Origin of the sequence: Streptomyces sp. NPDC053069, from assembly GCF_044546895.1 — a bacterium.
Classification (GTDB): Bacteria; Actinomycetota; Actinomycetes; order Streptomycetales; family Streptomycetaceae; genus Streptomyces.
Genome location: NZ_JBITZN010000029.1, coordinates 16,716 through 29,344 on the forward strand (window position 1 = coordinate 16,716; position 12,629 = coordinate 29,344).

Sequence of the window (12,629 nt, forward strand, 5' to 3'; positions counted from 1 at the left end):
GGCCAATAGACAGTTCTGCTGCCCTCTAGCATCACCAGTTATGCAACTCCGCCAGCTGCGCTATCTCGTCACCGTCGTCGAAGAGGGCGGCTTCGCGCGTGCCGCCGCCCGGCTGCACCTGGCCCAGCCGGGCCTGAGCGCACAGATCCGGCAGCTGGAGCAGGAGTTGGGGCAGCCGCTGCTCGACCGCTCGCACCGGTCAGTGACCTTGACCGAGACGGGCCGGGCGGTCCTGCCGTACGCGCGGGCGGCACTGGCGGCCGCGGACGCGGAGCGGGAGACGGTGGACGCGTACACGGGGCTGCTGCGCGGGCGGGTCTCGCTGGGGCTGGTCTCGGGGGCCACGGGGCACGCGTTCGACATCGCTTCCTTCCTGGCGGACTTCCACGACGCCCACCCGGCGCTGGAGATCGCGCTCACCCTCGAACCGGACAAGGTCGTCGCCGAGGCGGAGCTCGCGCAGGAACTGGGTCATCGGGTGGGCGTCTTTCTGCCTGCCTCCTTCGCCGGCACCCCGGTCAAGGCGCACGCCGTGGTGGCCCTCCCCTCTTGCCGGCGTTGAGCAGGCTGATGTGGTGACGCAGGGCGAGTTGCCCCTCAACAATGACGCCGGCGGGTAGGTGCCAAGATACGCGTGTGAGGCCCCGCACCGGCGCAGCAGCGCAGGGCGGGGCCTCACACTTCCCGGACGGCGGTCAGCCTCTGCGGTCTTCCCTGTCCTCGCTGGCGTCGGTGATGCCCAGCCAGCGCCGCACCGTTCCACGTAGAAGATCAGTGCCGCGCAGTGCCGCCCTGCGCGCGTGGCGGCTCCACCAGCTCAGTGCTGGCACGGTGTAGAAGAGCAGGAACGCCAGAGTCGGCGACATCGGCAAGGAGATGCGCTCCAGCAAAAAGGTTGTCACGTGGACCTCGGGTGAGTGATGGGCGCCCAAGGCCGCATGTGCGATTACCCGGCCAAGACGCCTGCTGCGGATGGCTGCGATGCGTGTCCGCTCACGCCGGGAGCACGGGGCACGTGCGTCGTCCGTAGACGAAGCACTCCGCAGGGAGACGACGCCACAGGAGGCACAGCATCAAGGAACTCGTAGCGGCGGCCGCAGAGGGCCCGCGTCAGAATCGCGTCCGCAACCACCCAGACCAGCAGGAGGAACGCGTCTTCCAGGCTCAGGGCGTCCAGCAGGGCATCTCGCGGCCGTTCGTCATCGCTCCACGGCAACAGCGGTGGGTCACTGGGGCTCAAGTCCACGGTGAGACGTGGCGGCTCCCAGAACGTCGGCGGGAAGGGATCCGGTTTGCGAGCAATGACATCTTGCCTGCTCATTCGCAGACAGACGCGGCGTTCGATCTCCGCGTGCTGCCGCTCCTGCTTGATCTGCTCCCGTCGCCGTACCGCGAGCAACTTGATGCGGAGCAGCGTCCCTATCTCGACGGTCTTTCCAAAGCCGACCCCGGTGGCGCCCGCAATGTCGTAGCCCGCAAGATCAGTCAAGCTCAAGAGCCTGTGCTGCCCGTCAAGCAGAAATGACGTGTACGTCCCCGGAGAAGAGTCATACCGAGACCACCAGGGCTGTGGTTGCTGGTGCGTCCCCCTCGTCACGGGGCACAGCATAGAGGCCGTGACGGTCCGCAGTGGGCGGAACGAATGATGCCGTCTCTCTGGCACCAGGGTGGCTACGGCTCGGTTCCGTAGGATGCCGGCGGCGCGGACCTGCAGAGCGGCCTGGTGGGTATGGGGCGGGCGGCGGAACTGCTGAGTCGACCGCCTTGCGAGCAAGCAGTACGCGGCCGCCGTACGGGAACCGCTCACCCGGGCCGCCGCCGGGACGGCCCCGCTGATGCGCTCCCCTGACGCGGCCGTCGCCGCCACCACCGAGCAGCTGCTCAACGCCTGCGGGGATTTGGAGAGCACCGAGCGCCTAGAGGCGGCCGACGAGCGATCTCACCAGCCGTCGTCGGACCACCGGCCGTCGCTCAGCGCCGTTTCCCAGTCTCCGGGGAGGTGATGCCGTGGCTGGCGCGGCGCATGGCCTCGTACAGTGCGGCGTCCGACGGCGGGTCCGGGAGAGTGCCGCGGGCCGGGGCCTGAAAGGACTGGATCATCCATGCTACGAGGCGACGCCAGGCATCGGGGGCGGCGTCGCCGGTAGCGCTGAGGACGCCAGCTGGCTGGCCGGGTGCCGCAGTATGCACCGCCGTTACGAACGCAAGGCAGAACACTTCCTCGCCTTCGCCGGCATCGCTGCGGCTCTCATCTGCTGGCGGTGCCTCTCGCGGCAGGCGTGATGCGGCGGGCTGCCCTCTACGGCACGTTCCAGGCGGAGATGAACGGTTGTCCATCCTCAGTGGCCAGGAAACTCAGAGTTCCGGGATGTGGGTGGCCCAGTAGTCGGCTGGCCGACGCGTCCAGGCCCAGCCACCGCACGGTGAGCACGCGCGCTAGATGACCGTGAGCGACCACGGCGACGTCACCGTCGTTCAGCAGCGGCCGGATCCGATCCAGCACCGCGTCCGTGCGCGCGGCCACCTGCTCGAGCCGCTCACCGGGATGGCCAACGTCGCCGGGAATGACGCCGTCCCGCCACAGGTCCCAGCCCGGCCGCCCCTCGCGGATCTGCGCCGCGGTCAGGCCCTCATAACCGCCGTAATCCCACTCCACCAGGTCGGGATCGGGCCTGACACCGGCCAATCCCGCCAGCTCGGCCGTCCGCATGGCGCGGCTCAGCGGACTGCTGAACACGCCGACCAACGGGCGTCGGGCCAACCTCGAAGCGAGCGCCTTAGCCGATGCCTCACCCGCGTCAGTCAGCGGAACGTCAGTGCGCCCCGCGTGCCGGCCCGACAGGCTCCACTCAGTCTGGCCGTGCCTGATCAATATCAGCTCCCCCATGAGCGAGCACGCTATCTGATCACGGGACACGGTGGGCCCGATTCCGCGTCTTCGCTCCCGCCATCTACCGCCACCAACTGGCCAAATGAGATGGCCTGTTAGAGCCTGTCCGGCGGATCTTGCCGGGTCCCGCGCCGCCCGCTACTCCCAGGTCGCCGTATCCGGGTCGATGCCGTGGGCGCGCGCACTCGCGTCGACGATGCGCCGGAACCATCCGGCGAGGCCGGGCCGGATGCCGTCGTAATGCGCCGCGAAGCCAGGGTCGGCCTCGAATTTACGGGCAAGGCAGACCTGCATTTTCCTGCTCAGGGGGAAGTACGCGGCGAAGACCTTGCGATGCCGCTCCACGAGCGCATCCGCCTCCGGGCTGCCGGGCGCGACGCCCGCGGCCATCGCCTCTGCGAGCGCGCACTCGAAGCCGGCGACCGCGTCGGTGACGGCCTGCCACTCCTCCGGCCCGCGGGACGCCGACCGTTCGGCGAACTGCTTCCATTGCGCCGTATCCCCGTATTCCTTACGGGCCTGGACCGCCCACTCCGGGTCCCACTCGGGGCCGAAGACCGCGGCCTGCTGATCGACGGTCAGCAGCAGCCCGCGCTCGTGGGCCTCGATCATCCGGTCGAGCCCGGTGCCAAGCCGCTGAAGGCGGTCGATACGCTCGGCGACCTCGCCGCGCTGCGCGCGCAGCGCGGCGGCCACGGACGGGGCCGGGTCGTCCAGGACGGCCCGGATCCGGTCCAGGCCGAGGCCGAGCTCCCGGTAGACGACGATGCGCTGCAGGCGCTCCAGGTCGGCGGCGGTGTAGAGGCGGTAGCCGGCGAGGGTGCGCAGCGACGGGCGAGCAAGGCCGATCTCGTCCCAATGGTGCAGCGCGCGGACGGTCACGCCCAGGCGCTTCGACGCCTGACCGACGGTCAGGCCGTCAGCGGCGTCGATTCCGGCTGCGTCAGGCATGTTCCTCATTGTCGCCGTTGCCGCCCTCCCCGCCCGGCGGGGCGATCCCGACGGCCGCGAGGTTCCGTGCCTCCTGGCTCTCCGGGTCGAAGGGCTTTGCCGCGGTGAACACGATCCGCGCGTTCTCGGGGGTGATCACCGCCACGTCGCGGGTGTTCCAGGGCGTATCCCGTGGCCCGTCGACCGACTCCGGCCGCAGCGCCCGGCAGTCCTCGACCAGCTCATCGACCTGGCCGAGCACGCACGCGAAGCTGACGCTGATCGTCGGCGTCCGTTCCGGCAGGCTCTCCGCCGCGACCAGAAGCACGTCCTGGAACGCCCACCGGCGCAAATGCACCAGCGTGCCGGGGATGGCGAACAGCTCGAAGAAACCGAGCCCGCGGGTCCAGAAGTCCACGGACGCCGCCAGATCGCTCGTCGGGATCGTCACAAAGGCCGGCATGCCGTAGATGCCGCGGAACGGCTCCGGCGGCACCGCATGCGGGCCGGGAGCGGGCACGGGACTCATCTCGAAGGCGTTGAAGTAGTCGCTCATGCCCGCCACCTTCCGGCCTCACGCCGCGTGAGGGTCAAGCCGGTCGCGCCCGTCCCGCTAGTCGCACCGGGGCGAGGCGTTTGTGCGGCAGCCGACGCTACAGCTCGATCTCGATCTGCTCGATGTCGGTGAACTCCACCCCCAGGCCGGGCGCGCGGGTGTTGTTGGCGCGGAAGTACATCTGCGCGAGGCCCTCGGCCGCGATCTGCTGGAGCTGGCGTTCGGTGGCGCCCTGTTGGGCGGTGAACAGGCGGTCCGCGAACTCGGGCGGCAGGGCTTGGGTGATGTCGCGGATCCGTGCGTCGTCGGTGGTGCCCGGGGCGGCGGTGAACCCGAAGCGGGCGCGGGTGGAGACGACCAGCCCGGTCGTGGTCGCGGCCTTCTTCTTCGCCTTCGCTCTGACCTGCGGTTGCCACCGCTTCTTGACCTCGCGGTCTATGCGTTCCCGCAGTTCCCGGCGGGGCCGCTTGAGTGTGCCGACCACGTACCGCTCCACGGTGCGCTGGGACACCCCAGCAACTGGGCAACCAGCTTAGTGCCCTTGAGCTGCTTGACCAGGTACTTCATCTGCGGCGAGACACCGAGCCGGAACGAGCCCGGGGCGGGCTTGCCCTCCGGCGTGTGCGGCAGGAAGTCCAGCGGGGACGGGCCGGGCGAGGGGTAGACGATCGCGTCGGTGCCGATGGCGACCGGGTACAGGTCGGCGGCGGCCGCCGGGACGCCCTCTCCTACTACCCGCACCTGCTCGCGTGGGAGATCGCCCGCCTCCTCGACCACAAACGCGTCACCCCCGTCATCCTGCTCGACAAGCAGCACGCCGAGGCGGCGATCAAAACGTTCGTGCAGCTCTACGGGGCGAAGTTCCCCAAGGCCGTCAAGAAGATCACCGCCGACCAGGCCGAGCTGCTGGCGTTTTACGACTTCCCGGCCGAGCACTGGATCCATCTACGGACCACGAATCCGATCGAGTCCACGTTCGCCACGGTCCGGCTGCGGACCAAGGTCACCCGCGGCGCCGGTTCGCGCACCGCCGCACTGGCGATGGTCTTCAAGCTGGTCGAGTCTGCCCAGCAGCGGTGGCGGGCGGTGAACGCGCCCCACCTCGTCGCCCTCGTCCGGGCCGGAGCCCGCTTCGCACACGGCCGACTCGTCCAGCGGCCCGAGGCGATTGCGGCATGATCGAGGCCAGTCGATTACCTGGGGGCCGACGTGGCATGGTCCGAACACGTGGTGGTGCGAGACGGCGTCCGGCTTGCCTGCCGGGATTGGGGCGGGCCGGGACAGCCCATCGTGTTGCTGCACGGCCTGGCCGGTCACGCGGGTGAATGGGACGTGCCGGCACAGCGCTTGAGCTCCCCGTATCGGGTCGTCGCAGTCGACCAGCGCGGGCACGGCGCCAGCGAGCGCCACCCGTGGGACGTCTCCCGGGCCGCCTACGTCGCCGACGTCATAGCCGTTGTCGATCAGCTGGCGCTGCAGCGGCCCGCCCTGGTCGGCCAGTCGCTGGGCGGGCACACGGCCATGCTCACCGCCGCCGCACATCCCGGGCTCTTCCGCGCGTTCGTGCTCGCCGAGGCCGGCCCCGGTGGTTCAAATCCGAACGGCCCTGTGGACATCGGTGGATGGCTCGACTCATGGCCGACACCGTTCCCCTCACGCGAAGCGACAGCCGCGTTCCTCGGCGGCGGACCGGTCGGCGCAGGCTGGGCGGCCGGGCTGGAGGAACGCGAGGGCGGATGGTGGCCTCGCTTCGACCGGGACGTGATGGTCCGCTCGCTGGCGGAGAACGCTCAGCGTTCCTTCCGGCACGAGTGGGAGCAGGTCGCGTGCCCCACCCTGGTCGTCCTGGCCCAATCCAGCTTCATCCCCGCGCAGGGAGCCGACGAGATGCTCCGGCAGCGACCCGCCCCCATGGCCATGAGCATCCCCGGCACCGGCCACGACCTGCACCTGGAGCAGCCCGAGATCCTGCACACCGCGCTCTCGGACTTCCTCGAAAGCCTCGCCTGAAACTCCTACGCGGTCACAACAACACCAAAGTCAGACCCCGCACATAGCCACCGATCCGGTTCTGCCACTGTCCCTGGAAGAGGTCTTCCGGGGTTGCCGAGTTCAGAGCCATTGATGTCACCGCATCTGTGGTCTGACCAGCGTGCATGCATAACATCTAGATGAGAGGAAGTAGTGACATCGGAATGAGAAATCGCACGGCCGGGGCGGGCGGTCCCTGCCGGGTATGCAGAGGCTAGGCCCGAGGCTGAGGTGTCCTGGCTCGACCGTGTGACACGCACCTGGTGGTGTCCGCGGATCGCAGGCCGGAAGGGAGCCTGACATGGACGAAACCCTCTCCACCGATGTGCTCGTCGTCGGTGCGGGGCCCTTCGGTCTCTCAGCGGCCGCCCTCGCTCGCGATCACGGCATTGACGCGCAGGTGGTCGGGCGGCCGATGGGTTTTTGGCATGAGCACATGCCCGACGGAATGCTGCTGCGCTCGGGGGTCGACTGGCATCTGGACGCCGCAGGAGTGCACACGTTTCTGGCCTTTCTGGAAGAGCAGGGCCTGGCCGGTGACGAGGTTCTCCCGGTGCCCGTGGGACTGTTTCGTGAGTACGGGGAGTGGTTCTGCCGCGTCAAACAGGTGCCGGTCCGGTCCGGACTGGTGCGGGACATCGCACGGCGGGAGACGGGATTCGAAGCGGAACTCACCGATGGCGGGCGGCTGCGTGCCGAGGTCGTGGTCGCTGCTCCTGGTGTCAGTTATTTCCGGCAGTTGCCTGCGTGGGCGGCCGATGTGCCGGCCCGTCGGGTGGCCCATAGCTGTGACCTGGTCCGTTTCGATGACCTGGCGGGCCGGCGGGTGCTGATCGTGGGAGGTCGGCAGAGCGCGTACGAGTGGGCGGCCTTGCTTGCCGAGCACGATGCCGAACACGTCGACGTCGTCCACCGCCATCCCGTTCCGCGTTTTGAGCCGGTGAGCTGGGCGTTCTTCGACGACTACGTCGACAGCACCCTGCAGGTCACCGGGTGGTGGCGTCGGCTGACGGCCACGGAACGGGAGGCGATCGACATGCGGTGCTGGCGGGCCGGACGGGCGACTCTGGAACCATGGCTGCCTGCTCGGCTGGACCCGGCGGTGGTGCACCTGTGGCCGGACACCGATGTCGTACACGTCGACGGCGGCGCGAGCGGTGACACCGTGCAGGTCACGCTGTCCAATTCCGAAACCCTGACAGCTGATCAGGTGGTGTTCGCCACCGGGTACGCACCCGACCTGGCACGTGTCCCCTACCTGGCCGGTCTCCTGGAGCAGATCGCCACCCGCGACGGGTTCCCGGTGCTGGACGAGAACTTCCAGACCGCCGTTCCCGGGCTCTATCTCACCGGATTCGCAGCAACGCGGGACTTTGGCCCGTTTCTGGGTTTCGTCAAAGCCGCACCGGCCGCGGCGACCATCCTCCTGCGGCACTTGCAGGCCCGCTGGGCCTGACGAGAAGACCCGACCCGCTCACGAGCACACCCGCGGTGCCCCAGCCGTCGGCACCCACGCAACCGGCCACGGCTTCGGCGGCATGATCGGCCGACGCAGCGTGCCGCAGGACAGAAGCGGCCGCGGCGGTGGGGTCCAACCCCAACCGACCGGCCGCTGACAGGCACGGCCGCGCCCCCTCTTTCCGACCCGCACGGGCGCGCGCCGGTCGATTGCCCCGTCGGCCTCGCCCCGGCGCGGCCGACGGGGCAGGGCGCACCCTCTCCCTTGGACGGGCAGCCGGCACGTGCCGGCGCATCGGCTGGGTATGGCGAGCGGGCGTCTGCGGTGTCCGCGTCCCTTCCTGCCCGCGCCCAGATCTCCTCTTTGGCAGCCGAACTGCATCGCCTCGGCCGCCCTTGGTGCTATTGGGGCCAGTGGGGTGGGCGTTTTTCAAGGAAGGAAGTGATGCCTTCACGAGCTGCCGGGGTTTGGGAGGAGTCGGCCATGACCTGGCAGGCAATGGCGTAGGCGTCTGCTTCAGGGCGGTCCAGTTGTTCATACAGGGTGCGTTTGCCCAGTGCCTTGCTGGCCGCGCTGCCGCGGGTGGCGCGGGTGAGGAGTTCCTCGACCGCTGTGTCCAGCTCGCCATCGGGTACGACTTGGTTGATCAGTCCCCAGTTCAGGGCGGTGCGGGCGTCGATCACGTCACCGGTCAGGGCCATCTCCATGAGCCGTTTGCGTCCGATGGAGCGGGCCACCGGCACGGCAGGGGTGTGGCAGAACCAGCCCCCCTTGCCGCCGGGAAGGGCGAACCCGGCACGGTCACCCGCCACGGCCAGGTCGCAGGACGCCACCAACTGACACCCGGCGGCCGTGGCCAGCCCCTGCACCCGGGCCACCACCACCTGTGGGACGGACTCGACCAGTCGCATCACGTCGGTGCACAGCTGCAGCAGTTCGCGGGCGCCCTGCACGTCGAGGGCCAGCACGTCGGCGAAGTCGTGCCCGGAACTGAAAACCGGTCCCCTGGCCGCCAGCACGATCCCCCTGGCCCGGGAGCCGGCCACCTCGGTCAGGGATTTCTGCAGCTCTCGCAGCATCTCCCTGCTCAGAGCGTTCCTGCGCTCGGGATGATTCATAGTGACCCAGGTGTAATCGCCCCGAGTGCACACGATCACCCGCTCACATGTGGACATGATCTCACCCTACGCCTGGCCCGCGCTCCGAGTCCGTGTGCTGTTCGCGACGCTTCGCGACGGCACCTTCTACGAGCCCCGAAGCCCATGCCTCGCCTAACGACCTCATGCATGGCTGGCCGTGGCACATCGAGGGTGGCGGAGCTGAAGCTGCTCAGGCTTGAAGGCCACGAGACAGCGTGGCGGTCTGCTGGTGTGAGAGCAGTCCGGCGACGGCGTGGACGATGTCACTCATGTGTTCGTGGCGGGCGAGGGCCCGCCAGTTTTTCAGGTGGGCGATGCCGTGCTCGACGCGGATGCGCCGGGAGCAATGCGCCTTGCGTTGCTGCTCATGCCTTTCCTCGTACCAGGCGGGAGCGTTCTTCTTGAACTTGCGATGAGGTGGTGTCACCACGCGTCCGCCGGTCTGCGCGCCCATGCCCTGGTAGCCGGCGTCTGCGAGGATCTCCATGAACGGGCCGTCGGCCAGGAGCTGGGCCAGTCCGAGTTGTCGGGCCTGGGTGATGTCGGCACAGCTCCCCGGCCGGACCGGGCTGCAGAACAGCACACGCCCCTCGGCTCCGTGAGGACCATGGTCCTCACGGCGTTCTGCTTGGTCTTTCCGGAGACGAATTTGTCCCGGTCCTTGCGGCCTGCTGCTGGGCGTCGCACACGCATCTCGTCGACGTAGTCGAAGACCTCGTCGTAGGAGCCGATCCGCTCGGCGATCAGCAAGGTGTTGTCGCACGCCTCCGGCAGCTCGGCGAACAGGGACCGCATCTCCTGCGCGGTCTTCAGGTAGTAGCTGCAGCCCTGGAACCGGAACCGTTTCTCGTCGGCCTTGTTCTTGCCGACGCCGATGCACAGCGGGTTGTCGTGCGCGTCGGCCTGGTGCTCGTGGACGTAGTGCGCGTCGTTCGTGGCCAGGAGCGGCATGTCGCCACCACCGGACACATCCTTTGAGCCCTCGCCGTCGTCCGACATGGCGCGCTACCCGCCCAGCCTCCAGAACTCCTGCTTCCGGTTACGCCGCGACGAGGGAGCAACATACGCCTCGATCCCGATGATCGGCTTCGCGCCGTCGAAACCCTTGGCCACCTGGTGAAACTCATACGCACCGAGTCGAGCATCGAGTACTTGGTGTGGTTATGCAGGTGAACAAAAGACCGGGAAACCGGGTGCACACCTCCGCGAGAGGCCAAGGGAGAGGCCTCAGGCTCCCCCTCGACCCATCACCCCCGGCTCGCTCGGCTCCAGCGAACAACCCCCATTTTCAAGGGAGTTAAGTCAACGTACGTCCGGCGTTCCAGGGCACTTGGAGTCTCTTGATGGGGCTATTTGAATCTGGTTCTGGCCGCGCTTCCGTGAATCCGCAGGTCAGTTGCTGATAGGCGGGATCGTTGCGTCGGCGTCTGTCTGGCCGTGGCGGCTGCCGCAGCGGCGGTCGGCCGGCCGGTTGCCGGCCTGACGCCGCGCTGCCCGGTCTTCTGGCTAGCGCCAGCGGGTGCGGAAGCCGCCGGGGGTGTCGCCGGTCTCGCGGGTGAAGAACTTCCCGAAGTTGGCGGGTTCGGAGAATCCGAGCATCCGGCCGATCGCGGCGACTGGCAGGTCGGTGTGCACGAGCAGGCGCTGCGCCTCCAGAGCGGCGCGGGCGTCGATGAGTTCTTTGGCGGTGCGGCCGGTGGCGGCTTGGCAGGCTCGGGTCAGGGTGCGTGGTGAGTAGCCGAGTTGGGCGGCGTACCTCTGTACGGAGCGGGTGGCGGCGAAGGAGCGCTCCAGCTCGTAGCGGAAGGCACGGAAGACCTCGCCGCCGGCCCTGGCCGAGGCGGCATGGCCGGGATGGGGCAGCCGGGCCAGACGCAGCAGCACCGCTCCGAGGAGTTGACGCAGCAGTGGGACGGTGAGGTCGGCGTCCGTGTCCTCCCGGCGGTCCTCAAGGGTGTGGTACTCGGCCGCGATCTCGGTCAGGGCCCGGTCGAGGACCTGGTGGTTGGCTGGAGACAGCGTCCAGCCGGGCGGGCCGAAGCCGTCGAGGAGGGACGCGAGCTGAGGCAGGCGCGGCGGGAAGGCGGCGGTGAACAGCACCAGCACGGCATCCAAGTCGGCCAGGCGGCCCTCCGCATCGACCGGGAACCGCTGGACCTGACCGGGCCGCAGATGCAGCAGTCTGCCCGGTGCGCAGGGCTGGGGGACGAAATCGACCATCATGGTTGCCTCACCGCCCCGTACGAGGAGCAGTTGATGGAAGTCCGGCCGGCTCGGGGCGCGGGCGACCGCCCTTGTCAGGCGGCGGCGCAGGACGTCGAACGTCAGCACCTCGATGCCCAGCCGCGGCCGGTCGGGATTGAGGTAGGCGATGTCGATGACGTCATGTTGTCCAACTTTGACCATGATGGGTCCCGACTCTACCTCGTCGCGAGAGGCCCTTGGCGGGGATCGTGGAGGCGTCGCCGCGTACTACCGGCCTGCGCCCTGAGGCCCGCGGCCCGCTCGTACATCCCTGCCCGTTGGGCACACCAGGTAAGGACCCACCACTGTGAAGACTGCGATCACCGATCCCGCGCTGCTGCCCGGCGCGTTCGAGGCTGCCCTGAACGGCGGTGACGTCGAGGGTGTGCTGGCCCTGTTCGCCCCTGGCGCCACCATGCGCACGCCGGCCGGCCAGGTCATCACCGGTCACGAGGCGCTGCGCCGGGAGATCAGCGCGACCGTCGCCGCCCGTGGACGGCTCACCAACATCCCCCGGCACACCCTGGTCGGCGCCGAGGCCGCGCTGCTGGTCACCGACTGGACCCTCGAAGTCACCGCTCCCGACGGCGAGCGTGTCGCCCCGACCGGCACCACCGCCAACGTCGCGTGCCGAGGCATCGACGGCTGCTGGCGGTTCGCCGTGCTCAATCCGCTCGGCACGGCCTGAGCGACCGCCTGAGCGCGAAATGTGCCGGCCTCCGCCGGCCCGACGGTGGTCCGTCCCGCCGGCAGCGGCCGGACGGACCACCAGGGCTCCGCGACACCACCGGGACTGCCACGTACCGCTGCCGCCGCCACCGGGGCCATGAGGCCCCGTGCCTCACGGAACTGCGGACAGAGCCGTTTTCAAGAATCGCGATCATGCTGAAGGGCATCCACTCGGCGTGTCGGAGCGCACCGGCCGCGTCATTCATGGCGGCGGCAAGGCGAGGACCGACTGCTGCGCAGACTTCCTGCTCGGGTCGCCTGTGGTACTGCGTCAGCTCGCCGGATCCGGCAAGAAGGAAGAAGACTGTCCCTACACGGCAGCAGGGCGTAGTGGCCTGGAGATGAGCGTCCTACCGGAGGCAGAGGTCTGGGTGTGCGGGAAGCAGACCTCGATGGTGGGTCCGTCTTGGGCAGGGCGGCAGTTCCCGAAACCCTGCCGCGCCGTCCGGTGGCTTCCTGGCTCCCCGCAAGCCGGCGCAGCGTTCAGTACTGCTCGGTCTCTACGAAACCCGAGTTCCCGTCGTCGTCGGCGCCGAAGGCGTCCGCGGCTGCGGTCGGGTCGAATCCGGGCGGGCTGTCCTTCAGGGCCAGGCCCATGCCGGCCAGCTTCGCCTTGACCTCGTCGATGGACTTCGCACCGAAGTTGCGGAT

11 protein-coding genes and 6 pseudogenes are annotated in these 12,629 nt (G+C 69.0%); 6 read left to right on the plus strand and 11 right to left on the minus strand.

The window, feature by feature from the left end; all coding sequences use genetic code 11:
- Positions 1 to 40: 40 nt before the first annotated feature.
- A pseudogene (locus ACIGXP_RS39755) lies at positions 41 to 425 on the plus strand (LysR family transcriptional regulator); the annotation flags it as partial.
- Positions 426 to 695: 270 nt separating this feature from the next.
- On the opposite strand, the gene ACIGXP_RS39760 reads toward ACIGXP_RS39755, so the two are convergent.
- Together ACIGXP_RS39760 and ACIGXP_RS39765 are read right to left on the minus strand one after the other, a co-directional pair.
- The gene (locus ACIGXP_RS39760) at positions 696 to 902 is read right to left on the minus strand and encodes a hypothetical protein (RefSeq protein ID WP_399776869.1); all 207 of its coding nucleotides are present in this window, start codon (positions 900 to 902) and stop codon (positions 696 to 698) included.
- 44 nt (positions 903 to 946) lie between these two features.
- Complete coding sequence (locus tag ACIGXP_RS39765; protein ID WP_399776871.1) at positions 947 to 1,489, minus strand: hypothetical protein; 543 nt, start codon at positions 1,487 to 1,489, stop codon at positions 947 to 949.
- A gap of 671 nt (positions 1,490 to 2,160) precedes the next feature.
- Between ACIGXP_RS39765 and ACIGXP_RS39770 the strand changes: the two are divergent.
- Positions 2,161 to 2,283, plus strand: a pseudogene (locus tag ACIGXP_RS39770) (IS5/IS1182 family transposase); the annotation flags it as partial.
- Between the two features lie 16 nt (positions 2,284 to 2,299).
- Here ACIGXP_RS39770 and ACIGXP_RS39775 read toward each other — a convergent pair.
- The 4 genes and pseudogenes from ACIGXP_RS39775 to tpg form a co-directional block, all read right to left on the minus strand.
- Positions 2,300 to 2,887, minus strand: a complete 588-nt coding sequence (locus ACIGXP_RS39775; protein ID WP_399776873.1) for a histidine phosphatase family protein — start codon at positions 2,885 to 2,887, stop codon at positions 2,300 to 2,302.
- A gap of 141 nt (positions 2,888 to 3,028) precedes the next feature.
- Entirely contained in the window at positions 3,029 to 3,850 is an 822-nt protein-coding gene (locus ACIGXP_RS39780; protein ID WP_399776875.1) for a MerR family transcriptional regulator, read from the minus strand.
- Positions 3,834 to 4,376: a VOC family protein gene (locus tag ACIGXP_RS39785; RefSeq protein ID WP_399776877.1), complete on the minus strand. Its 543-nt coding sequence runs from the start codon at positions 4,374 to 4,376 to the stop codon at positions 3,834 to 3,836. Before ACIGXP_RS39785 ends, ACIGXP_RS39780 begins: the two co-directional genes overlap by 17 nt.
- A gap of 97 nt (positions 4,377 to 4,473) precedes the next feature.
- A pseudogene (tpg, locus tag ACIGXP_RS39790) lies at positions 4,474 to 5,006 on the minus strand (telomere-protecting terminal protein Tpg).
- Between the two features lie 174 nt (positions 5,007 to 5,180).
- Between tpg and ACIGXP_RS39795 the strand changes: the two are divergent.
- From ACIGXP_RS39795 to ACIGXP_RS39805, 3 genes and pseudogenes are all read left to right on the plus strand, one after another.
- A pseudogene (locus ACIGXP_RS39795) lies at positions 5,181 to 5,555 on the plus strand (transposase); the annotation flags it as partial.
- Between the two features lie 30 nt (positions 5,556 to 5,585).
- Positions 5,586 to 6,386, plus strand: a complete 801-nt coding sequence (locus ACIGXP_RS39800; protein WP_399776879.1) for an alpha/beta fold hydrolase — start codon at positions 5,586 to 5,588, stop codon at positions 6,384 to 6,386.
- Between the two features lie 322 nt (positions 6,387 to 6,708).
- The gene (locus ACIGXP_RS39805) at positions 6,709 to 7,863 is read left to right on the plus strand and encodes an NAD(P)-binding domain-containing protein (RefSeq protein WP_399776881.1); all 1,155 of its coding nucleotides are present in this window, start codon (positions 6,709 to 6,711) and stop codon (positions 7,861 to 7,863) included.
- A 404-nt stretch (positions 7,864 to 8,267) separates the two neighbouring features.
- Here the strand turns inward: ACIGXP_RS39805 and ACIGXP_RS39810 are convergent, their stop codons facing one another.
- The 4 genes and pseudogenes from ACIGXP_RS39810 to ACIGXP_RS39825 form a co-directional block, all read right to left on the minus strand.
- Positions 8,268 to 8,984 carry an enoyl-CoA hydratase-related protein gene (locus ACIGXP_RS39810; RefSeq protein WP_399776883.1) on the minus strand — a complete coding sequence of 239 codons (717 nt, stop codon included), beginning with the start codon at positions 8,982 to 8,984 and terminating at the stop codon, positions 8,268 to 8,270.
- Positions 8,985 to 9,195: 211 nt separating this feature from the next.
- Entirely contained in the window at positions 9,196 to 9,768 is a 573-nt protein-coding gene (locus tag ACIGXP_RS39815) for a transposase family protein (RefSeq protein WP_399776890.1), read from the minus strand.
- Positions 9,696 to 10,150: pseudogene (locus ACIGXP_RS39820) on the minus strand (DNA polymerase III subunit alpha); the annotation flags it as partial. The gene ACIGXP_RS39815 and the pseudogene ACIGXP_RS39820, both read right to left, overlap by 73 nt.
- 361 nt (positions 10,151 to 10,511) lie before the next feature.
- Positions 10,512 to 11,411, minus strand: coding sequence for a helix-turn-helix domain-containing protein (locus tag ACIGXP_RS39825; RefSeq protein ID WP_399776886.1), 900 nt, complete (start codon positions 11,409 to 11,411; stop codon positions 10,512 to 10,514).
- A 145-nt stretch (positions 11,412 to 11,556) separates the two neighbouring features.
- Here ACIGXP_RS39825 and ACIGXP_RS39830 point away from each other — a divergent pair, with 145 nt between their 5' ends.
- Positions 11,557 to 11,937, plus strand: a complete 381-nt coding sequence (locus tag ACIGXP_RS39830; RefSeq protein ID WP_399776888.1) for a YybH family protein — start codon at positions 11,557 to 11,559, stop codon at positions 11,935 to 11,937.
- A gap of 524 nt (positions 11,938 to 12,461) precedes the next feature.
- Here ACIGXP_RS39830 and ACIGXP_RS39835 read toward each other — a convergent pair.
- Positions 12,462 to 12,629 (minus strand): annotated as a pseudogene (locus ACIGXP_RS39835) (DNA-directed RNA polymerase subunit alpha); the annotation flags it as partial.